Here is a 23,616-nt window from a genome sequence, read left to right as displayed (position 1 = left end):
ATTATTTTTTAGCCATTAGCTTTACAAAATCATCAAACAAATAAGTAGCATCATTAGGTCCAGGTCCTGCTTCAGGGTGATATTGCACGCTAAAACACTTCTTCCCTTTAATGCGCAATCCCATAACAGTATTGTCATTCAGGTGTGTATGAGTAATCTCCACATTAGCATTAGCCTCAGCCTCAGCTCTGTTCACCGCAAAACCATGGTTTTGTGATGTAATCTCATCCTTGCCCGTAAGTAAGTTCTTCACAGGGTGATTAATCCCACGATGCCCATTATGCATCTTATAAGTACTAATACCATTAGCCAGCGCAATAATCTGATGCCCCAAGCAAATACCAAATATAGGCAAATCCTCCTCAATCATCTGTTTTACCTGCGCAATCACCTCAGTAAGAGGCTCAGGGTCTCCAGGCCCGTTTGATAGAAAATACCCATCAGGATTCCACGCTTTAAGCTCAGCCAAAGGCGTATTATAAGGGAAAACCTTTATGTACATATCCCTGTCAGCCATATTCCGCAAAATGTTCCGCTTAATACCAAAATCAAGCGCAGCCACTTTATACTTAGCTTCCGGATTGCCAAAAAAATAAGGTTCTGTAACCGACACACGCGATGCCAATTCCAAACCTTTCATATTAGGTACCTCACTCAACTTCTTTTTAAGGACCTCCAAATCATCAGTTTCGGTCGAAATAACAGCATTCATACTGCCATTATCACGTATGTAACTCACCAAAGCACGCGTATCAACCTCGCAAATAGCTACCAAATGGTTGCTGCTCAAAAAAGACTCAAGCGTTTCAGTAGCCCTCGCCCGCGAAGCATCATAACTAAAATTCCTGCATACCAAACCAGCAATTTTTATGCCACCCGACTCATAATCGTCCTCACTAATCCCATAATTACCAATATGAGCATTCGTTGTAACCATAATCTGACCAAAGTATGAAGGGTCGGTAAATATCTCTTGGTAACCAGTCATACCGGTATTAAAACACACTTCTCCAAAAGCAGTACCTTGAATGCCAACACTTTTACCCCAAAAGGCAGTCCCATCAGCAAGCAGCAATACCGCTTTTTTCTTTTGTTGATACTTCATTGTGCTATCCTTTAATTTGCCGCAAAAGTACAAAATATTTTTTAAAGCACAATGATTAATCATTATTTTTTTCCGAACCCCAATCCCACCCACAAAAACACCCCCACACCCCCTCCACCCCACACATTCACCCAAAGATAATTAAGCAACCAATCCACCCACCCACCAATCATAACCACCCATCCTAATAAGCCCCCCAAAGCACCCCCCTAAGATGAACGAACGAATAACGAAGGATAAACGAACTATAAACGAAGGATAGTTCTTCAGTCATTCCAGCCAAGTAAGTCATAAAATCACCACATCAGCTCCCAACCCAAAATCCCTCCAAAACCAATCTCCTTCACAAAAAAACTTGCACAAAAAAGAAAAAATAGTAATTTTGCCTACCGATGTAACACACATAACTATTCATAAATCCCTAAAAACATCAAGTAACAACAAAATATGAAGCATTATTTTTTATTTTTCGCCCTACTTTTCCTGTATTTGCCAAAAGGTTACACCCAATACACCGATGTAATAGTCAAAGAAATGCCCACCTTCACCTATTACGACGATAACAAAAAGGAAGAAGTAACCATAAACATCAAAACCTTTTTAGACAGATGGGTAAGCAAGCACCCCGACGCCTTTACCGAGTCCAAGAAGAACAAACATCAAGGTGTCATAGTTACAAAATTCAACGTCAATACCCAAGGCGAGTTAATCTTAGAAACAGTAACAGCCCCCCATTCCACTTTAGAGAATGATGCCCGCAAACTCTTCCAAACCATACCCAAACTAAATCCCGCCAAAGACCAAAACGACAAACCCATCCAAATAAGCTTCACCTACACCATCAACTACATAACCAATTAGCACAACACAAAAAAAGAGCTACCCCCAATAGGGTAGCTCTTCTTATCTCCTGTTAGCAAAAATAAATCTACTAAAAAACTCCTTAATCCGAAAGTCCTAACTCCTCTAATACAACCTCCTCTTCCTCTTGGGTTTCATTAGCCTTTTTGCCAATCTTCTCTACACGTAAGTCATTAAGGTTATATTGCGCTTCCAAGCGCTCTAAATCATCCAAAAACTCCTTGTCAATAGCTACTTTCAAAGCGTTATTCTCCATATTAAGATGAATATTCTCTTTGTTATGGTGTACTACAAAGTAAATAGGCAATTCTCCTTTGTGTTTCTCAACCACAGTCTTGTACTTCTCTATTAAGTTAGGAGCAATTTCTTCTATATCAAAATGCAAAGTAAGCTTTTTAGCCAAAGATTTCATCACATCTTGTAGCTGCGCCATTTGCACAAACTGCATACGAGGCTCTCCCAAGGCATTAGTCTCCTTATTGCGGAAACCTTCTACCACCTTGAATTTTATATACAAAAATGCCCCCGGAACCATATACATCTGGAACTTCAGATAATCATCCCCAAAAAGGCGAAACTCGTATGAGCTATCATAGTCTTCCAAGGTCAAGAACCCAAACGGTTTGCCATTCTTGCTAGTGCGGTGCTGCACATCAGTCACCATACCAGCTACAGTAATCTCTCTGTTCACAAGGGGTTGCAAGTCCTGTAATTGTGATAACGAACTATTGCAAAAATGATGTATTTCATGTTTGAAATCATCCAAAGGGTGTCCCGAAATATAGATGCCCACCACTTCCTTCTCACGGCGTAGCTGCTCTAAGTTACCCCATTCCTCGCACTTAGGTACAGTAGGTTCCGGTATAGTAACTTCACTCTCTTCACCAAAAAGGCTCATTTGGGCAGAGTTCTTACTCTCTTGATATTTATTGCCAAAACGTACAGCTTTTTCTAAAAAAGGAATACCATCAGCTTCAGCGTGGAAGTACTGCGCACGGTGTACATTGCCAAAAGAGTCAAACCCTCCAGCCAAGGCAATACTCTCAAAAGCTTTCTTGTTAATATTTCTGTAATCTACACGCTTAGCCAAATCAAAAATAGAGATGTAAGGGCGTTCCTTTCGCTGCTCTACAATAGTATCTACAGCAGCCTTACCTACACCCTTTACAGCCCCCATACCAAACCGAATATTACCATCCTTATTTACCGTGAATTTATAAAACGACTCATTCACATCAGGGCTTAGTACCTTTATACCCATACGGTTACACTCTTCAAGGAAGAACGTAATAGTTTTGATATCTCCCATATTGTTAGAAAGTACAGCAGCCATATACTCAGCGGGGTAGTTAGCTTTCAAGTAAGCCGTTTGGTATCCCACCCACGCATAGCAGGTCGAGTGCGATTTATTAAAAGCATAAGCAGCAAATTTCTCCCAGTCAGCCCATATCTTTTCCAGTTTCTGTGCGTTGTGTCCCTTTTCCGATGCTTGGGTTATAAACTTAGGCTTCATCTTGGCTAGTACAGCTATTTGTTTTTTACCCATAGCCTTACGCAATACGTCAGCCTCACCTTTGGTAAATCCTGCAAGCTTTTGTGATAGTAGCATCACCTGCTCTTGGTACACAGTAATACCGTATGTTTCTTTTAGGTATTCCTCCATATCCGGCAGGTCGTATTCTATAGGCTCTATACCGTGTTTTCGTTTGATAAAGCTCGGTATATACTCCAATGGGCCTGGCCTATAAAGGGCATTCATAGCTATTAAGTCAGCAAATACAGTAGGTTTTAGCTCCCGCATATACTTCTGCATCCCAGCCGACTCGTATTGGAATATACCTACCGTTTCACCACGTTGGAAAAGCTCATAAGTTTTCACGTCATCAAGCGGGAAAGCCTCAGCATCCAGCTCTATGCCGTGTGTTTGCTTAATATTGTCAATAGTATCTTTTATAAGGGTGAGGGTACTCAGCCCAAGGAAGTCCATCTTTAGTAGCCCAGCACTCTCTACTACCGAGTTGTCAAACTGAGTAACAAAAAGGTCAGAATCCTTAGCCAAGGCTACCGGTACAAAATTGGTAATATCATCAGGGGTAATAATCACCCCACAGGCGTGAATACCAGTATTACGTACCGAGCCTTCAATAATATTAGCCTGCTGAATGGTTAAGTAACTTTCTTCTTCACCTTTACCAGCCAAAAGGTTTTTCAGTTCATCTACCTTAGGTAGCTCTTCACTGCGTACCTTTTCTTTTAGTTTTTTCTCATCCCAGTTAAAAAGGTCTTTTAGTGAAAGTCCAGGTGGTTTAGAAGGTACCAAAGCAGCCAATCGGTTCGATTCTTGTAGCGGTACATCTAGCACGCGGGCAGTATCTTTAATAGCCGATTTAGCAGCCATTTTACCATATGTAATAATACGTGCTACTTGGCTTTCACCATATTTATCAATTACATAGTTAATAACATCTTGCCTTCCCGAATCTTCAAAGTCTATATCAATATCGGGCATTGATACACGGTCAGGATTAAGAAAGCGCTCAAAAAGTAGGTCATACTTAATGGGGTCCATATTCGTAATATCCAAGCAAAAAGCCACTGCCGACCCCGCTGCCGATCCCCTTCCAGGCCCCACCGATACTCCCATACGGCGCGCAGCCGCAATAAAGTCTTGTACAATAAGAAAGTAACCTGGGTACCCTGTCTTCTCAATAATAGAGAGTTCAAAATCCAAACGTTCGCGTATCTGTTCAGTAATTTCAGGGTATTTGCGTTTAGCACCCTCATAGGTAAGATGGCGTAGGTAGTTATTTTCACCTTTTTTACCTGTAGGGTCATCTGTAACCTGAAACTTTTCAGGAATATCAAACTTAGGTAACAGAATATCACGTGCCAAGCCATAAGGTTCTACCTTATCAATAATCTCTTGAATATTTAAAATAGCTTGTGGTATATCTTTAAAAAGAGCTTTCATTTCAGCAGCTGTTTTAAAGTAATACTCATTATTAGGCATACCAAAGCGGAAACCACGTCCTCGCCCTATAGGGGTTTTCTTTTTCTCCCCATCTTTTACACACAGAAGAATATCGTGGGCAGGAGCATCATTTTTATGTAGGTAAAAGGTGTTGTTAGTACCAATAATTTTTACATTATGTTTATATGAAAACTCAAGAAGGGTTTCATTCACACGGTTTTCATCCTCTTGGTTGTGGCGCATTACTTCTAAGTAAAAATCATCAGCGAACTGTTCTTTCCACCATAGCAAAGCCTCTTCGGCCTGTTTACTTCCTATGTTAAGTATTTTAGAAGGTATTTCACCATTTATCCCACCCGATAGCACTATAAGGTCACCTTTGTACTCTTCTACTACAGCCTTATCAATACGAGGCACATAATAAAAACCCTTAGTAGAGGCAATCGAAGCCATTTTAGTAAGGTTGTGATAACCTTGTTTGTTCTTGGCTAAAATTACTACTTGATAACCATTGTCTTGTCTACTTTTATCTAAGTGATTTTCACAAATATTGAATTCACATCCTATGATAGGTTTTATAATAGTTTCAGTAGGAGTTTCGCCTTTTTCTTCAGCTTCTTTGTTTTTAGTTTCAGCATCTTTATTATGAGCTTGAACGGCTTGTATGAAGTGGAAAGCTGCCATCATATTACCACTATCGGTAAGCGCAACGGCAGGCATTTTTTCTTTGGCAGTAATTTTTATAAGGTCTTTAATACCCGTGGTAGATTGAAGAATGGAGTGCTGGGTATGGTTGTGTAGATGCACAAAGTGAGCCTCCTCCAAAAGGGCAGCATCAGCGTGAGGTTCATAGGTTTGCTTGTTAGCACTGCTTTTGCGCAAAGCCTCCGAAGCCTCTTTCAGGTTCACGTGCTTTAAGCCTATAAGGGCAATAGGCGCAGGGTGATGAGCCTGAAATTCTGTAATGTAAGTATAGCCAAATGTACCTTCTTTAAAACCTTCATTACGGCGTATTAATTCAAAGAAGCAGCGGGTAGTAGCTTCCACATCGGCAGTAGCGTTATGGGCTTCAGCAAAAGGTACTCCAAAGAGGAAAGAGTGTAGTTCAGTAAGGGTAGGAAGTTTGTAGCGTCCACCACGTCCTCCTGCTATTTTACACAGATTAGCAGTAGCTTCGGTACAAGTATCAATTACCGGCATAGTGGTAATGGGGCTTTCTACCCCATAACGGTAGAATTCTGCCCCCATAATATTAATATCGAAGCCTATATTTTGCCCTACTACATATTTTGCTTTGCTAAGAGCTTCATTAAAAGCCTTAAATACTAGAGCAATAGGAACCCCTTCTTTCTCTGCCAATTGGGTAGAAATACCATGTACTTTTTCAGCATCATAAGGTATGTCAAAACCATCGGGGGCAATAAGAAAATCCTGATGTTCAATAAGTTCTCCCCATTGGTCGTGTAATTGCCAAGCTATTTGTACGGCACGAGGCCAGTTATTACTATCACTAATAGGGGCATTATAGTTACGGGGTAAGCCCGTAGTTTCGGTATCGAATATTAAGTACATTATATATCTAACTGATTTGGAGGGACAAAGGTAAAAATTAATAAGCAGATAAGCAAATTAGTCAAATTACATTCGCTTGAAACGATTATGAGTCCAGAGGTAGTACTCTGGGCGGTCATATATTTGCTGATTTACACGTTCAAAGAAAGCATCGGTAATTTGGAAATCTACATAATCAGAAGGATTTTCTGCTAAAACCTCAAAGGTAGTTTGGTAGTATCCACGTTTTAGTTTTTCAATCTTAGCAAATACAATAACAGTGTTTAGGGCTTTGCCTAAGCGTTCTGCACCTGTAAAAACAGGCACTCTCAGCCCTAAAAAGGGTCGGCGGTAGCTTTTCTGGTTGTTAGGCACTTGGTCTGCAGCAAAGCCATACGAATAGACTTTATGTTCATCCTTATGCTTTTTCATCTCACGTTGTGCTGTGTAGCGTGAAAGCAGGTAGCTGTGGTGTTTCATTCGTACTTTCTGTAAAAATTTATCAAAATACTTATTGCTAAGAGGGGTGTACAGCGCATATGACTGGTGTTTTAAGTAATAAGCCAAAGATAGTAACCATTCATAACTAGCATAATGGCTACACATAATAATGATATTTCTTTCTTGATCTTCATATTTTTTTAATACTTCCAAATTAGGAAATATCATTCTCTTTTTCATTTCTTTCTCACTCATTCCGTATGATTTTACCATTTCTAGTAGGGTGTCACAAAAATGGTGATAAAAATGGCGTTCAATAGTAAGTAGCTCTTCTTCCGACTTAAAAGGAAACGCAGTATATAGGTTTTTGCGTACCACTTTTACCCTGTATTTCAGTAAGGTATAGAGGATGAAGTACAAAAAATCAGACACAGCATACAGCAGCCTAAAAGGCAAACGTGATAGCAACCAAATAAGCGGATATGATAAAATATAGATAATAAAATTCATAGTTACTTAAAAATTTCGGGGCAAAGATACAGATAATTTGCTAATTAGCAATTTGTTAATAAGGCTAAATAGAGGTATTTAGGCTAAAAAGACGAGTAAAGTCCAAAAGATAAAACATAACTATATAAAAATAAAAGAGGCTGTCCTCTTTCGAGACAGCCTCTTTTTGTATAATTTAAAATCTACAATGAAATTACATCATTCCTGGCATACCACCGCCCATAGGAGGCATAGCTGCAGCCTTCTCATCTTTGATATCAACCAAAGCGCACTCGGTAGTAAGTATCATACCTGCTACTGAAGCAGCATTTTCAAGTGCTACACGAGTAACTTTTTTAGGATCGATGATACCAGCTCTAAACATATCGCAATAAGCATCTGTTTTAGCATTGTAACCAAAAGCATCACGTGATGACTCTAATACTTTAGCTACAATTACAGATCCTTCTACACCAGCATTTTCAACAATGGTACGCAAAGGAGCTTCCAATGCTTTTAAGATGATTTTTATACCTGTTTCTTCATCAGCGTTTACAGGTTTTATTTTAGCTAAGGCATTCTTAGCGCGTAGCAGAGCGATACCACCACCAGCTACAATACCTTCTTCAACTGCTGCACGGGTAGCATGTAATGCATCGTCTACACGGTCTTTTTTCTCTTTCATTTCTACTTCAGAAGCAGCACCGATATACAATACAGCTACACCGCCTGATAATTTGGCTAAGCGCTCTTGTAGTTTTTCACGGTCATAGTCTGAAGTAGTGTTTTCAATTTGTGCTTTTATTTGGGCTGCGCGTGCTTTGATATCTTCAGATTTACCTGCTCCATTTACAATGGTGGTATTATCTTTATCAATGCTTACTCTTTCAGCAGTACCAAGCATATCTACAGTAGCATTTTCAAGAGTAAAGCCTCTTTCTTCAGCAATTACAGTACCTCCAGTAAGGATAGCTATATCTTCAAGCATAGCTTTACGACGATCACCAAAACCAGGAGCTTTTACAGCTGCAATACGTAGGGTACCACGTAATTTGTTTACTACTAGGGTTGCTAAGGCTTCACCATCTATATCTTCAGCAATGATTAAAAGAGGTTTCCCTGATTGAGCTACTGGCTCCAATACAGGAAGCAAATCTTTCATAGTAGAGATTTTCTTGTCATATAACAAGATGTAAGGGCGATCAAGCTCAGCTACCATCTTTTCAGAGTCAGTAACAAAATAAGGAGATAGGTAACCACGGTCAAACTGCATTCCTTCTACTACATCTACATAAGTATCTGTACCTTTAGCTTCTTCAACAGTGATAACGCCTTCTTTACCTACTTTCTCAAACGCTTGCGCTATAAGTTCACCAATAGTATCATCGTTATTAGCTGAGATAGAAGCTACTTGTTTTATTTTCTCAGATGATGAACCTACTTCTTTAGCTTGTTTAGCTAAGTTTTCAACTATTTTAATTACGGCTTTATCAATACCGCGTTTCAAATCCATAGGGTTAGCACCAGAGGCTACGTTTTTAAGTCCTTCTTTTACGATAGCTTGTGCCAATACGGTAGCGGTAGTAGTACCATCACCAGCAAGGTCGTTGGTTTTAGAGGCTACTTCTTTTACCATTTGAGCGCCCATATTTTCAAGAGCGTCTTCCAATTCTATTTCTTTAGCTACGCTTACCCCGTCTTTAGTTACTTGAGGAGAGCCGAATGATTTGCTAATAATTACATTACGCCCTTTAGGTCCAAGGGTTACTTTTACTGCATTGGCCAACGCATCAACACCGCGTTTAAGACCTTCGCGAGCTTCTATATCAAATTTTATATCTTTTGCCATTTTTTAGTTTATATTTTTGAATGTTGTTTGTGAATTAGATTACTGCTAATACATCGTTTTCGCGCATAATTAGGTAATCTTTACCTTCTAATTTAAGTTCAGTACCAGCGTATTTTCCATAAAGTACAGTATCCCCTACTTTAAGGGTTACAGGGTTATCTTTAGTACCTGCTCCTACAGCTACTACAGTTCCTTTTTGAGGTTTTTCTTTAGCGGTATCAGGGATGATGATACCTGAAGCGGTAGTAGTTTCAGCTACTGCAGGCTCGATAACTACTCTGTCGGCTAATGGTTTAATATTCAATTTTGCCATTTTAGTTTTTTTGTTTTTAGTTACTTATTCTTAGTTATTAGGTATTTTAGGGTCGGCTACTGTTATATAGCCATAAGTGTGCCAAAGGCTAAAAACTGACAAACTGTCAGTTTTTAGTTGTTGGTGTTAGAATTTGTGGCAGGTGTAGCAGGAGTTTGTGCTGCGTTATTACCTGTTGCCTGATTGTTTTGAATAGGGGCAGTAGGAGTATTACCGTCTAATAGCTTTGAATCACCACCAAATCCTCCTGAAGGAGCTAAAAGGGTATTAGCAATTAGGATAAGTACTGCTAAGGCACCAGCGAATGTCCAAGTACTACGCTCAAGGAAGTCACCAGTTTTTTTCACGCCTCCTACCACTTGTGTATTACCACCGAAGGTAGACGATAACCCGCCGCCTTTAGGGTTTTGTACCATAATTACTAACGCAAGTAGTAAACATACTACTACAATAAGTACTAAAAAGATGTTGAATGCTGTCATTTGTTTATAAATTATTTTGCTGTAATTTTTTAATTTGTTCTATTTGGGCTGCAAAGTAACTACTTTTTTTTAATTACTAACGCAAGTAGTAAACATACTACTACAATAAGTACTAAAAAGATGTTGAATGCTGTCATTTGTTTATAAATTATTTTGCTGTAATTTTTTAATTTGTTCTATTTGGGCTGCAAAGTAACTACTTTTTTTTGGATTTTTCAAAATTAATATTTCATAAGCTTGTATGGCTTGTTTGTATTTGCCCTGATTTACATACACTTGGGCTAAGGTTTCCGTCATTAATTGTTTTTCATCAGCTTGCACTTGGTCGGCTAAATTCACGTCAGAATTGTAGTCCTTTTTAGCTTCAATTTTAGGGTTGTTCTCAAGGAACTTGTCAATAAGCTTAAATTTCTCGGCTACATTCTCATTTTTGTAATCGTCTAGGTTAGGGGTTGGTTGTGGTTCTTTAGGTGTGAATACCTGTGTTAGATCTTGATTTCTGATCAGTTCTTCAGGGAAAATATTTTCTTCAAATATAGGTTGTGGCGGTTGTGGTTGTGGGCGGAAAGAGGGGCGTATCTCGGGCTCTATATAGCTTACCTTTGGAGGGGTATGCTCATCGGGTAGTGGCTCTTTCCGTTCATGACTCTTGCTAATACGTTCAAAATCGCTCCGTATAGCCGAAAAGTCAGGTATTTCTTTTGAGTTTATAAAGTTAAAAAGTACGGTTCGGTCGCTAACATGTACTGCTGCTAATTTCAGAGCTTTATTATAGAGGTAATTCCCTTCCGAGTGTAGTATTTTCAGTTGTAGTACTCTTGCCGCCTGAAAATAAGGGTATTCCTTCACTATCTCGCCCAGTTCACTTACTTGTTCTTTGCTAATAGTGTAGGGATTTTTAATAATTTCTATGAATTGTTTTACGGTCAAGTTACCAGTCTGCCAGTGATGCGTTAAATATGTCTTGTGTAATGCGCTCAAAGATTTGAGGTATAGCTTCATTTTTTACAGCATTGAACTGTGCTGCCGCAGGATAGTCGTAGTAAAAAGAGAAGCGCTTTTCAAAATCTTTTTTTTCTTCGGTATGGTTGGTAAAGCGTACATTTACGCTTATAGTTACGCGGTTTTGTGCAGCTGTTTGTTGGGCGGTAGCAGTCATAGGGGTAATGTTAAATTCCACTATTTCGCCCTCGTACACTAAGTCCGCATTGCGGTTGGTAAGGCTCAGGTTGGTTTGGTTATTGATAAGGTCTTGCAGGGCAATGGTAAAGTCCCTATCAAGGCCTGGTTCTACAAGCGGAGCGTCATTACGGAAAAAATTTACCTGAAAGGTTTTGGCATTTCCAGTGCTTCCGCCAGTAAAGTTATAGATGCCACAACTAAGGGTACTAAAGGCGAGGCATATATATATGAGATATTTCATTGTTTTTTCAATTTCAGGGGGCAAAGATACGATATTTTTCTTAATAAGCAAAAAATACTTCGTTTAGCCAACCACCAGCCAATACCCCTTCTACCACAAGCCCCTCCCAACCGCCTTTTAAGCCGAACGAACGAATAACGAAGGATAAACGAACTATAAACGAAGGATAGTTACCGAGCTACCACAGCTAAGTATGTTGCGAAGGATACTCACCAAGCTGCCACAGCTAAGTATCTCGCCAGTATAGCATATCTCTTCCCGCCATCAAGTACCACCCCCTCTTTACCTCTTATTTCCTAGCTAAATTCACCAATTGCCAGTAGGCAAAAAGAACAACGTGTGTTAAAAATGTTATTGTTCCTTGCCAATTGAAAATTGTTTTGTACCTTTGCACAATCGCTTAACAAAAATCAAAACAATGAGCCAATTAAGTGTAAACCATCTTTTAGGTATTAAATATATTACTGAGGCTGATATTCAGCTCATATTTCAAACAGCCGACCATTTTAAGGAGGTCATCAACCGCCCCATAAAGAAAGTGCCTTCACTGCGTGATATTACCATTGCAAATCTTTTTTTTGAGAATAGCACCCGCACCCGCCTTTCTTTTGAATTGGCCGAAAAACGCCTCTCAGCCGATGTCATTAATTTTTCAGCTTCACAATCATCAGTTACCAAAGGCGAAACACTGGTCGATACCGTCAATAATATCCTCTCAATGAAAGTCGATATGGTAGTGATGCGCCACCCCAACCCCGGTGCCGGAGTGTTCTTGTCCCAGCACGTCAAAGCTGCCATTGTCAATGCCGGCGATGGTGCCCACGAGCATCCTACACAAGCCTTGTTGGACTCATACTCCATACGCGAACGCTTGGGCGATGTAGCTGGTAAAAAAGTAGTAATAGTAGGCGATATATTGCACTCAAGGGTTGCACTTTCCAACATTTTCGCCCTACACAAGCAAGGGGCCGAGGTAATGGTATGTGGCCCACAAACCCTTATACCCAAATACATACATACCCTTGGGGTAAAGGTAGAAACCAACTTGCGCAAAGCACTCAACTGGTGCGATGTAGCCAATATGCTACGCATACAAAACGAGCGCTTAGATATAAGTTATTTCCCTTCCACACGTGAATATGTACAACAGTATGGGCTTACAATGGAGCTCCTCAAATCATTGGATAAAGAGATTCTCATTATGCACCCAGGCCCTATTAACCGTGGAGTCGAGATTACTAGTGAAGTGGCAGATAGCCCTCAATCCGTTATATTGCAACAGGTAGAAAATGGAGTGGCTATACGTATGGCTGTTATTTACTTACTTGCCGAAAAGCTACAACCCCAAGCCTAACCCCCCTTCATTCGCAAATAAAAAATGAATTTTATAGATTACTTGCTTTCAGCAGTGCTGATGCTTATTACCTTTGCAATAGGTAGCTCACTGCGTTTTTCTGATTTTGAGAATATATTTAAGAAATCAAAGCCCTTGTACTTAGGGCTTTTCTTGCAGATGGTATTTTTGCCTATCTGCGCCTTTATAATCGCCGAGTTTATGAACTTATCACCAGCCGAAAAAGTAGGCTTGGTAATAGTTTCAATATGCCCAGGAGGCACAACATCCAATTTTATTAGCTACCTTATAAAGGCCGATACAGCCTTGGCAGTAGCCCTTACAGCAGTCAATAGCCTGCTCATACTCCTCACCATCCCCGTGCTTTCCAACTGGGCATTAGAGATTTTTATGGGAGGACACACACAAGTATCACTCCCCATTATAGATATGGTATGGGAGGTAGCCAAAGTCATAATTATACCCGCTTTGTTAGGGCTCTTCTTTAACCGATTTTTCCCCAATATATCACTTAAAATACGTTTCCCCTTAAAGGTAGTTAATACTATTTTGTTAGGAATGGTCTTTGCCATTAAGTTTTTTGGCGGTACCGAGTCAGGAGGAAGTGGTATTTCCGTCGATGAAATATGGCGACTTCTGCCAGCTACCCTCCTAATGCACCTAATAGCTATGATATGCAGCTATTTTATTGCCTTAAAGTCCAAACTTTCAGGAGTACAAGCTACAACTATAAGCATAGAAGTAGGGCTGCAGAATACAGCTTTGGCAATTTTGGTAGCAGGTACCCTATTGGGTAATGCCAATATGACCAAGCCAGCATTAGTATATGCTATCTTTTCATTTTTTACTACGTTTGCCTTTGCCATTGTAACTATAAGGATAAAAAAGTGAGATAAAGGATTTATATGAAGCAAAGAATAGTAAAAATTTTAAAAATATCTTTTGATATTTTCTTCTACTTACTAATGATAGGAGTAGGATATTTCCTATTACGTATTTTTGTAGTTGATTCATACAAAATACCCACACACTCAATGATGCCTACTCTCATTCCTGGTGATAATATATTAGTAAATAAGTTAGCCTATGGTCCACGTTGGTACGATATTTTTGAAGTAGCAACAGGTAAGCGCACCAATATAAATAGATTACCAGGTTACCAGAATATACAACGTAATGATGTAGTGGTGTTCAATAATCCTTACCCTAATAATAACCAGCAAATACAAATGGAATTTGCAAAATTCTATCTTAAGCGCTGCATAGCTCTGCCTGGTGATACCTTATATATTAAGGAAGGCTTTTACAGTGTGAATCACCTACCCGATACATTAGGTTATTATCCAGCACAGCAACAGTTACATAGCCTTAGCCGTGAACAACTGAAAGGTGTAGAGTATGAAGCTTTTCCTTGGGATAGTATTGTAGGATGGACAATTAAAGATTTTGGAGGACTTTATCTTCCTAAAAAAGGTGATATGCTTACCCTTCATCGCACCGAAAGCTTACTGTATAAAAAACTTATTGAATGGGAAACTGAATGCCCCCTACGCTGGGAGCGTGATACCTTATGGCAAGACCAGACTCCCCTTACTCATTATACTTTTAAGCACAATTATTACTTTATGGCAGGCGATAATGTGCTAAATTCACGTGATTCTCGTTATATAGGCCTCATTCCCGATGAGTATATAGCTGGTAAGGTATGGTTTATTTGGAAAGCAGTAAATCTCAATACAAACGAGTTTCGCTGGGAACGGTTCTTAAAAGTAGTTAGGTAAAAAAATCGTATAGTATGCTTTTTCTTAGTTCTATAAAAAGAAATTAACGGCTATGCGTTTGCTTTTCTTTTTTTTTGCATCAGATAATAAACAAAAAAAAAGATTACAAATGCAATTTACAAACTATTAATTTTCAGAGCTTTACTATTTACCTCTTTATATATCCTATAATTTATATTGAAATTTTAACATTTAAAATTTGGAAGTTTTAATAAAGTGTTTTATCTTTGCTGCGAAATTGTTACAAGGATTTATATTTGTCTTAACTTAAGGTAAATAGATAGCTAAGCTACGAGTTATCTCCTTATATGAAAACAGTGCAAAAATAAAGAAATGTTAATCTAAATTTAATTAAAAAAAATGAAAAGAAAAATTATCACAAGTTTAGTAGTTCTTGCTGTCAGTGCAGTAAGTGGTTATGGTGTAAGCAAAAAGCTTAACAGTGAAAATGATGTTTTACAAAACTTGACATTAAGTAATGTGGAAGCATTAAGTAGCTCTGAATGGGGCTTTTGGGATGGAGTTGGTAACACTTTAAAAGGTCAGGGATGGACTAAAGATGAAAGAGAATGGAAACGTAATTGTCCAAATAAAGAGTCCGGAGGAAAAGTTTCTGGCGGGTATGGAGGAGTATCAGGTTCTGTGGAAGGTTACGATTCTCAATACAATCCTTATATTAGGAAAGAAATAACCTGCCCTGTAGGAGAAGTTAATTGCTCAGAGATAGAGTGTTAAAAAAAAGTCCGAAAAGTTTTAATAAAAGATTTATTTATTAAATACAAAAACTTTTCGGGCTTCTCTTTGTTTGATTATTTTAATGTTTTTTTGTTATGCACAAATATTATATATTATACATAATAGGATTATTATATTTATGTTCTTGTAATAACACTCCTAAAGAGGTTCGTTTTACAGAACAACAAATAGCCTCTCTGCATTTAGGTGATACTAAAATATTGGTTCCTGAAGAAAAAATGGCTACCCATTTAAATCTTACTCCTTTTCTTGGGAAAAAGAAATTTGATTTAGGTAGTATGGTAGAAAAAGTAAAATTAGTTACCTTAGAAACAACAGAAGAAAGTTTGGTTGATGGAATTTATAAGATTATTACTACCGATGACTATATCTATATATTGGATAAATTTAAAGGAGGAAGTATTATCATTTTTACAGCTGAAGGTAAATTTGTAAAACGTTTTTCACACGGTCAAGGACCTGGCGAACTGCAACGTCTTTACGACATTGATTATAACTTTGATACAGAAGAGTTAATAGCTTTCCAGCATTCTTTTTTTCTGTTTTTTGATAAAGAAGGGAACTATCTTCGTCAAGAACGATTGCCTATTAACTTTTATAATTTTATAGCGGTTGATAATGGCTATATATTGAAAACTATTCCTAAACAAGGTAATACACACCTAAATGAAAAAGAGAACTATGCTTTTTTGTTTACAAAAACTGATTTTAGTTTGGAATCTGTAGCTATATCTCAAACGAAAGATATAAAAGCACTGTCAGCTTATTATTTTATATATAAAAATGATAGTTTGATAAGTTTAACAGGGCAATTTTCTGATAGTATTTACAAATATGACGCAAAAAAGGATAAACTATATACCGAATTTGTTTTAGATTACGATAAAAAACTTCCTAAAAAGTATATTTACGGAGATGATTCTAGTGTTTTTGAAAGGTATTCTCAAAATAATGATTGCTATTTTAATATAGGAGACTACCTTGAGACATTTTCTCAAAATGTATTCTTTCTCCAAAATTATTATAATGGCTATCGGAATATTATTTTTCGAGATAAAAGAACGGGCAATATGATAGGAGGAGCCATAACAAGTTTTAATCGTACTGAAATACCTGTTTTTGGGTTTCCTATAGCGGTAACGGGTGATAATTTTGTTTCCTTATACAAACCTGATACTAATGATTATGCTGCTTTAAAAAACAGCAAATATATTTCTGAGGCCGATAAAGAAAAAATCAAACAGTTTAAGGACGATGATAATCCTATATTGGTGTATTTCACTTTAAAAGAGTTTTAAAATGAAAAAGAATTTGTTATATCTTTTATTTTTGATTTTATTAGGGGTAATGATAGGTTTTGTAATAAACTATTACCAATTCAAAAAGCAAACAGCTGTAGTTATAACTGCCTTAAGAGAGCAGCTTACAACTAAACGGTCTATTGAAAAAATTACTGAAATTACCCTTAATAATATAGGTTTTAATTTAGGTGAGGAGCTTGTAAAAGACAGTAGAAGTACACTAATTCCCCTAAAAGCCTTTTTTAACAAAGGGCAAAAATACCTGATAGTAAGTAGGTTTTTGGAAAACAACTGCGAGAGCTGTGTGAACTACTCTATACAAATGCTCAAAAACAAGCTGCCTATACTCAAAGCTGAAAACGTACTTTTCTTGGGTGGGTATAGAAATAATATGCTTTTCAATCAATTAAAACCTACTTACCAAATAGATAGTTTAAATGTTGCTAATGTAACAGCTTTACCCCTTCCAGCAGAAGAATTAGGCTATCCTTACTATTTTGTAATAGATAGTACTCTTACAGTACTAAATGTTTTTGTACCCGATAAAGGTTCACCTTCTATAGATGAGAGATATTTAGAGGCAGTGCAAGCAAAATTCTTTAACTAAAAGCCACTTATGAAATATATCTTGTTTCTTATTCTACTTATACTACTCTCTTGTTCGCAAAAGAATGAGAGAGTAGCTTTTGCTTTAGAGCAAGCAGGTAGTAACCGTACTGAATTAGAAAAAGTACTACAACACTATGAGGGTGATAGCCTTAAATACAAAGCTGCGGTATATCTTATTGAAAATATGCCCTATTACAGCTACCCCCAAAGTGCCGAAATAGATAGTATTAAAGGCTTGCTAAGTGATATATTCCAACGATGGGATTTAACGGAAGCAGAACGCCAGAAAGGTATACGTTGGCAACAACATTCAAAACCTGTAATAAAGCACGATGTGCAGCAGGTAACTGCCGCTATGCTTATTGAGAATATAGATTTGGCATTTACGGTATGGCAAACCAAACCTTGGAACAAACACTTGCCTTTTGATGATTTTTGTGAACTTATTCTGCCCTATCGTATAGCCGAAGAACCCCTTACTCAATGGCGAAAACGATACTATGATAAGTATAATCCTATCTTAGATTCCCTCTATCAGGGTACAGATGTAGTAGAGGCTTGTAATAGATTATCCAATTACCTAAAAACTGAAAAGTTTTACTACTTTGTAGATTTTGGTATACCACGACAAGGAGCTATTTTTCAGTTACAAACGCATATAGGAACTTGTCGTGAAGCTTGTGATATTGCTACCTATGTGATGCGCTCTGTAGGTATACCTGTAACTACTGATATTTACCCTTACTCTCCAGAATTCCAGTCTAAACACGAATGGAATGTACTACGTGATACTACTGGTAAATACTTGCCTTTTTGGTATGAACAATTTGCTGCAACCCGTGATGTTGCTTTTACTGACAAACGCAAAAAAGGAAAAGTAAAACGTATGACCTACGCTTGGCAAGGAGCACTTACTAACCGACAAATGTTACCTCCTACACTTCGCAATCCTTTTGTAAAAGATGTTACTGAGGAGTATTTTGGCAAAAACCAAGTGAATATTCCTCTACAAAAAGTTGCAAAAAACGCTTTTATAGGTGTTTTTACAGCACGCAATGGCTGGTATGTAGTGGGACAAGGTAAAATAGAAAATAGTTCTGCTATTTTTGAGAATATAGAGCCTTTTGTTATCTACCAACCTCTTAGTTATGAAAATAATAAGCTTACTCCTATAGCCTATCCTTTTATGTTAAAAAAAGGTAAGGTACATATTTTTCAGCCACAAGAAAACCAGACTGTAGCTCTTACCCGCAAGTATCCTTTGCGTAAAAACAGTACTGCCCGCTATAAGAACTGGTTGTTAGGCACCCAAATAAAGGGTAGTAATCAGGTTGATTTTTCCTTTGCCGAAAGGCTACACTTAATGCAGAAGCTTCCTCCTGAAAATGTGATCAATATCCCCCTACACCCCTCAAAACCCTATCATTACTTTCAGTACGAAGTACCTAAAGACTCAGTGCTTTCTATAGCTGAAATACATTTTTATAATAAAAATAATCGTGAAATAACTTTTGATACTATCTATAGCAATGGAAAACCTTGGAAAGATGTAGCTCTTTACCAACTTAAGAATTGTACTGATAACGACCCTGTCTCATTTTTTAACACGTGGGAGACTGGAACAAGTATTTTTTTTAAAAGTAATACCCCACAACTTGTTAGCAAGGTAATACTTATCCCTCGTAATGATGATAATTTTATTAGGGAAGGTGATAACTATGAGCTTTTTTACAATAATGGTAGCAAAGGTTGGACGTCATTGGGCATACAAAAAGCTAGTGATCTGCCAATATTGTATTTTCAAGCTCCTAAGAATGCTGTACTTTGGCTTAAAAACCTCACTCGAGGCAAAGAAGAACAGCTCTTCTTTTATGATAATAGACAAGTGTTTCCTACTTTTGAAGAAGAGAAGATACTGAAACAAAATAAAAGTTAATGTCTCTAAAATCTAAACATATTTCCTCTTTTTTAGCACTTTTACTTTTAGGGTGTTTTCTCTTCACATATAATTATACCCAAGCTCTTTCACCACAAGGACTATGGGCAGTCCTGCTCTGCTTTAGTGGTTGGGGCTTGCTGAGGCTTGTGTTTAGCTATTTCCGCAAAGCTACTGTAATAGCTATAACATTCCTCTTATTATGGGGCTGTACCGAAGCTTTATGGGGCTTGGCACAACTATATGGTTGGCTACCTGCAGGTCATAACCGTTTTAAAATTACAGGTTCTTTCTTTAACCCGGGACCTTATGGTGGTTTTTTGGCTGTATTACTGCCTTTAGGTATACACTACACTTACCTGTTAAAACACCAGAAAAGCCCTTGGTATAATGTGTTTCTAAGCCTATTAATACCTTATATAATAATGTTGCCAGCTACCCTTAGCCGCACTGCTTGGATAGCAGCTTTGTTAGGCTGTGGTATAGTATTATTGCTAATGCAATGGGAACACATTAGCTTATGGTTAAAAAAGCAACCTAAAAGTAAACTTTTTTACATCTCTCTTATTTTTTCTACTATTATCATAGCTCTTGCCTATGGAGGATATCAACTAAAAAAGGACTCGGCTAATGGCAGACTCTTGATATGGAAACTAAGCACCAAAGCGGCAATACAGCAAGGGCTTGTAGGTGAAGGATTGGGCAGCTTTGCCCATAATTATGCCCTTGCCCAACAAAACTACTTTAAGAATAATGGTACTGAGATTGAGAAATCTGTAGCTGGAGTTCCTGAATATGCCTTTAATGAGTACCTCCGCCTATGGATAGAACAAGGAGCTTTAGGTTTACTTCTTTGGCTCTTATTATTCATCTCTATTTTCTACCATTCACTGAAGAATAAGCAATATGGAGCTGCAGGAGCTCTTATAGCCTTTGCTACTTTTGCCTTTGCCTCTTACCCCTTCTATTTGTGGCAATTTCTTATAACAATAGTACTTATAGCTAGTATAGGTTCTCATTCCCAAGTTATTAGCTGTAAAAAATATTTTTTAGGGGTGTTGACAAGTATAGTTTTTATAATACCTATAATCTATTGTTTTTCCAAACTTTATAACTACCACCAAGCAGAAAAGCAATGGCAACAACTAGCAATACTTTATAGGAATAAGCAATTTGAGATCATAGAAAACAACTATACTCTGTTGTACCCCACCCTTAATAGTAATCCTAATTTTATATTTGAGTATGCTAGTATTCTTAATGCCGTAGCTCAATACCACCAAGCTAATATAGTAATTGAGCGTGGACTTGCCATCAGTGCTGACCCCATGTTTTACAATTTACAAGGGCGTAATTACCAGCAAATGCAACAATATGACAAAGCAGAAGCTGTTCTACTGGAATCAACTTACCTTTTGCCTAACCGTATATACCCTTACTATCTTCTTACTAAGCTCTATTCTGATAGTGCTTATTATCATCCTAATAAACTGTTATGGGCAGCTAATAAGGTGCTATACACTCCTATTAAAGTATACTCTCCTGCTATTAGTGAAATGCGAAAACAAGCCCAAACTATTATAGATTGTTATTGAGTTTTATTTATAATATAATCATTTTGAATTTTTAGGAAAGCATTTTACATTTAATTACTAGTAATAAAAGTAGTTATTAAGGAAGTTTATACAAGTGAAGTAATATTAGCTGTTACAAATGATGTAAAAGCAAGTAATTTATTTTAGAAAAGTATATTTTAAAAGCCATTTTATATGAAAAAAGTTATTAATTCTCTATTTGTTTTATTTTTAGTAGCCTGCCATAATAACACTCCTAAAGAGGTTCGTTTTACTGAACAACAAATAGCCTCCCTGCATTTAGGTGATACTAAAATATTGGTTCCTGAAGAAAAAATGGCTACCCATTTAGATCTTACTCCTTTTCTTGGGAAAAAGGAATTTGATTTAGGTAGTATGGTAGAAAAAGTAAAATTAGTTGCCTTAGAAACAACAGAAGAAAGTTTGGTTGATGGAATTCTTAAGATTATTATTACCGATAACTATATCTATATATTCGATAGATTTAAACGAGGAGGTATTATCATTTTTACGGCTGAAGGTAAATTTGTAAAACGTCTTTCACACGGTCAAGGACCTGGCGAACTGCAACGTCTTTACGACATTGATTATAACTTTGATACAAAAGAGTTAATAGCTTTCCAGCATTCTTTTTTTCTGTTTTTTGATAAAGAAGGGAACTATCTTCGTCAAGAACGATTGCCTATTAACTTTTATAATTTTATAGCGGTTGATAATGGCTATATATTCAAAGCTATTCCTAAACAAGGTAATACACACCTAAATGAAAAAAAGAACTATGCTTTTTTGTTTACAAAAACTGATTTTAGTTTGGAATCTGTAGCTATATCTCAAACGAAAGATATAAAAGCACTGTCAGCTTATTATTATATATATAAAAATGATAGTTTGATAAGTTTAACAGGGCATTTTTCTGATAGTATTTACAAATATGATGCAAAAAAGGATAAACTATATACCAAATTTGTTTTAGATTACGATAAAAAACTTCCTAAAAAGTATATTTACGGAGATGATTCTAGTGTTTTTGAAAGGTATTCTCAAAATAATGATTGCTATTTTAATATAGGAGACTACCTTGAGACATTTTCTCAAAATGTATTCTTTCTCCAAAATTATTATAATGGCTATCAAAATATTATTTTTCGAGATAAAAGAACGGGCAATATGATAGGAGGAGCCATAACAAGTTTTAATCGTAGTGAAATACCTTTTTTTGGGTTTCCTATAGCGGTAGCGGGTGATAATTTTGTTTCCTTATACACCCCTGATGCTAATGATTATGCTGTTTTAAAAAACAGCAAATATATTTCTGAGGCCGATAAAGAAAAAATCAAACAGTTTAAGGACGATGATAACCCTATATTGTTGTATTTCACTTTAAAAGAGTTTTAATTTTCTGTTTGGAAGTATTACTCATAAAACCTTTATATGAAAAAAGTTATTAATTCTCTATTTGTTTTATTTTTAGTAGCCTGCAAACAGGAAGAATGACGGGGAGTCGTTATACTGAAGAAGAAATAGCGACATTACTGTTGGATGATACCCAAATCATAACTCCTGAAACCTCACAAACTAAACATCTTAATCTTAATCCTTTTTTAGGAGAAGAAAAAGAATTTGATTTTGGTAGCATATTAAAAACGGTAAGGCTTGTACCTTTAGAAACTACAAATAAAAGCCTATTAGATCATATTCAAAAAATAATTACTACTGATGAGTATATTTATATAATGGATAGATATAAAGAAGGTAGTATTATTATCTTTACTAAAGATGGTAAATTTGTAAAACGCCTTTCACACGGGCAAGGACCTGGTGAATTACAACGCCTTTATGATATCGACTATGATTTTCAAAATAATGAGCTTGTGGCATACCAACATTCGTTTTTTCTTTTCTTTGATAAACAAGGTAATTATCTCCGTCAAGAAAAATTGCCTTTGGGGTTTTATAATTTAGCAGTTACTCCCAAAGGCTATGTGATGAAAGTACTTACAGGACGAAGTGATATCCAGATGGAAGACAAACAAAATTACAGATTACTATTTACAACAAAGAATTTTAAACTGAATTCAGTAGCCCTACCCGAACATAAAAAAATACGAGCCTTTTCTGCAAATAATTACCTTCATAAGGTAGGTGATTTGGTAAAGATAACTTCAGAGATATCAGATACTATTTATCAGTATAACTATAAGAATAATAAGCTATCGGCAGAGTTTGTATTAGATTATGATAAAAAATTGCCTCGCAAATATATTTATGGCGATACATTTGATGTTTTTAAAAAAGCAGCTTATCATAATGATTATTATTATTGCTTGGGTGATTACCTTGAAACTTATAATCAGAATGCTTTTTTTGTGCAAAATGAATTTAAAAACTATGAAGGTATAGTTTATCGTGATAAGAAAACAGGCAATATGATAGGAGGTAATAGCTCTATAAGTACAAAAGAAAAATCATTTGCATTTATAGCTTTTCCTATAGCTACTTTTGGCGATGAATTTATTAGTTTTTTTAAGCCTCATTCAGATAATTATGAAACTCTCAAAGATAATATTCTTCTTTCGAAGGCTGATAAAGAGAAAACTAAACACTTTAAAGATGATGATAACCCTATATTAGTATATTTCACTTTAAAAGAGTTTTAACTTTCTGTTTGGAAGTATTACTCATAAAACCTTTTAGCTAAAATATTCTATGTATATAACTCTCTTATTCGTAAAAGAATGAGAGAGTTTTTTATTGTCTATTAATTAAAAAAGCGCTTAAAAATTAACATTTTAAATTTGC

The 23,616-nt window shown here is 36.7% G+C and carries 19 protein-coding genes; 11 read left to right on the top strand and 8 right to left on the bottom strand.

The annotated features are described in order from the left end of the window. Position 1: 1 nt before the first annotated feature. Positions 2-1,105, bottom strand: coding sequence for a glutamine-hydrolyzing carbamoyl-phosphate synthase small subunit (carA, locus tag C4H12_RS07935; RefSeq protein ID WP_106098447.1), 1,104 nt, complete (start codon positions 1,103-1,105; stop codon positions 2-4). Positions 1,106-1,552: 447 nt separating this feature from the next. Here carA and C4H12_RS07930 point away from each other — a divergent pair, with 447 nt between their 5' ends. Beyond that, positions 1,553-1,966, top strand: coding sequence for an energy transducer TonB (locus C4H12_RS07930; RefSeq protein ID WP_106098446.1), 414 nt, complete (start codon positions 1,553-1,555; stop codon positions 1,964-1,966). An 82-nt stretch (positions 1,967-2,048) separates the two neighbouring features. On the opposite strand, the gene dnaE is transcribed toward C4H12_RS07930, so the two are convergent. The 7 genes from dnaE to C4H12_RS07890 form a co-directional block, all read right to left on the bottom strand. Next, the gene (dnaE, locus tag C4H12_RS07925; RefSeq protein ID WP_106098445.1) at positions 2,049-6,509 is read right to left on the bottom strand and encodes a DNA polymerase III subunit alpha; all 4,461 of its coding nucleotides are present in this window, start codon (positions 6,507-6,509) and stop codon (positions 2,049-2,051) included. A 66-nt stretch (positions 6,510-6,575) separates the two neighbouring features. Continuing rightward, positions 6,576-7,439: a lysophospholipid acyltransferase family protein gene (locus C4H12_RS07920; RefSeq protein WP_106098444.1), complete on the bottom strand. Its 864-nt coding sequence runs from the start codon at positions 7,437-7,439 to the stop codon at positions 6,576-6,578. Positions 7,440-7,632: 193 nt separating this feature from the next. Next, positions 7,633-9,267, bottom strand: a complete 1,635-nt coding sequence (gene groL / locus C4H12_RS07915) for a chaperonin GroEL (RefSeq protein ID WP_106098443.1) — start codon at positions 9,265-9,267, stop codon at positions 7,633-7,635. A gap of 34 nt (positions 9,268-9,301) precedes the next feature. Beyond that, complete coding sequence (groES, locus tag C4H12_RS07910; protein WP_002673428.1) at positions 9,302-9,580, bottom strand: co-chaperone GroES; 279 nt, start codon at positions 9,578-9,580, stop codon at positions 9,302-9,304. A gap of 113 nt (positions 9,581-9,693) precedes the next feature. After that, on the bottom strand, positions 9,694-10,062 hold the full coding sequence (secG, locus tag C4H12_RS07905) for a preprotein translocase subunit SecG (RefSeq protein WP_106098442.1): 369 nt from the start codon (positions 10,060-10,062) through the stop codon (positions 9,694-9,696). Positions 10,063-10,203: 141 nt separating this feature from the next. Continuing rightward, positions 10,204-10,992, bottom strand: a complete 789-nt coding sequence (locus tag C4H12_RS07895) for a hypothetical protein (RefSeq protein WP_106098441.1) — start codon at positions 10,990-10,992, stop codon at positions 10,204-10,206. A 1-nt stretch (position 10,993) separates the two neighbouring features. Then, complete coding sequence (locus C4H12_RS07890; protein ID WP_106098440.1) at positions 10,994-11,485, bottom strand: LptE family protein; 492 nt, start codon at positions 11,483-11,485, stop codon at positions 10,994-10,996. A gap of 418 nt (positions 11,486-11,903) precedes the next feature. Here C4H12_RS07890 and C4H12_RS07885 point away from each other — a divergent pair, with 418 nt between their 5' ends. The 10 genes from C4H12_RS07885 (at position 11,904) to C4H12_RS07840 (ending at position 23,474) form a co-directional block, all read left to right on the top strand. After that, positions 11,904-12,839: an aspartate carbamoyltransferase catalytic subunit gene (locus C4H12_RS07885; protein WP_106098439.1), complete on the top strand. Its 936-nt coding sequence runs from the start codon at positions 11,904-11,906 to the stop codon at positions 12,837-12,839. Positions 12,840-12,863: 24 nt separating this feature from the next. Then, positions 12,864-13,730 (top strand): bile acid:sodium symporter family protein, encoded by an 867-nt coding sequence (locus tag C4H12_RS07880; RefSeq protein WP_106098438.1) that lies wholly within the window; start codon positions 12,864-12,866, stop codon positions 13,728-13,730. 14 nt (positions 13,731-13,744) lie between these two features. Continuing rightward, complete coding sequence (gene lepB / locus C4H12_RS07875) at positions 13,745-14,620, top strand: signal peptidase I (RefSeq protein WP_106098437.1); 876 nt, start codon at positions 13,745-13,747, stop codon at positions 14,618-14,620. A gap of 360 nt (positions 14,621-14,980) precedes the next feature. Then, positions 14,981-15,355: an NVEALA domain-containing protein gene (locus C4H12_RS07870; RefSeq protein WP_106098436.1), complete on the top strand. Its 375-nt coding sequence runs from the start codon at positions 14,981-14,983 to the stop codon at positions 15,353-15,355. 95 nt (positions 15,356-15,450) lie between these two features. Then, the gene (locus C4H12_RS07865; RefSeq protein ID WP_106098435.1) at positions 15,451-16,674 is read left to right on the top strand and encodes a 6-bladed beta-propeller; all 1,224 of its coding nucleotides are present in this window, start codon (positions 15,451-15,453) and stop codon (positions 16,672-16,674) included. Position 16,675: 1 nt separating this feature from the next. Further along, positions 16,676-17,284, top strand: a complete 609-nt coding sequence (locus tag C4H12_RS07860; RefSeq protein WP_106098434.1) for a hypothetical protein — start codon at positions 16,676-16,678, stop codon at positions 17,282-17,284. A 9-nt stretch (positions 17,285-17,293) separates the two neighbouring features. After that, positions 17,294-19,222: a hypothetical protein gene (locus tag C4H12_RS07855; RefSeq protein WP_106098433.1), complete on the top strand. Its 1,929-nt coding sequence runs from the start codon at positions 17,294-17,296 to the stop codon at positions 19,220-19,222. Next, a complete protein-coding gene (locus C4H12_RS07850) occupies positions 19,222-20,817 on the top strand; it encodes an O-antigen ligase (RefSeq protein ID WP_106098432.1) in 1,596 nt (531 codons plus the stop codon). Before C4H12_RS07855 ends, C4H12_RS07850 begins: the two co-directional genes overlap by 1 nt. 174 nt (positions 20,818-20,991) lie before the next feature. After that, on the top strand, positions 20,992-22,212 hold the full coding sequence (locus C4H12_RS07845) for a 6-bladed beta-propeller (protein WP_106098431.1): 1,221 nt from the start codon (positions 20,992-20,994) through the stop codon (positions 22,210-22,212). A gap of 95 nt (positions 22,213-22,307) precedes the next feature. After that, entirely contained in the window at positions 22,308-23,474 is a 1,167-nt protein-coding gene (locus C4H12_RS07840; RefSeq protein WP_106098430.1) for a 6-bladed beta-propeller, read from the top strand. Positions 23,475-23,616: the final 142 nt, after the last annotated feature.

The sequence above is a fragment of the Capnocytophaga sp. oral taxon 878 genome, from assembly GCF_002999135.1.
In the GTDB taxonomy this organism is placed as follows: Bacteria; Bacteroidota; Bacteroidia; order Flavobacteriales; family Flavobacteriaceae; genus Capnocytophaga.
This window is presented reverse-complemented; position numbering and strand designations above follow the sequence as displayed.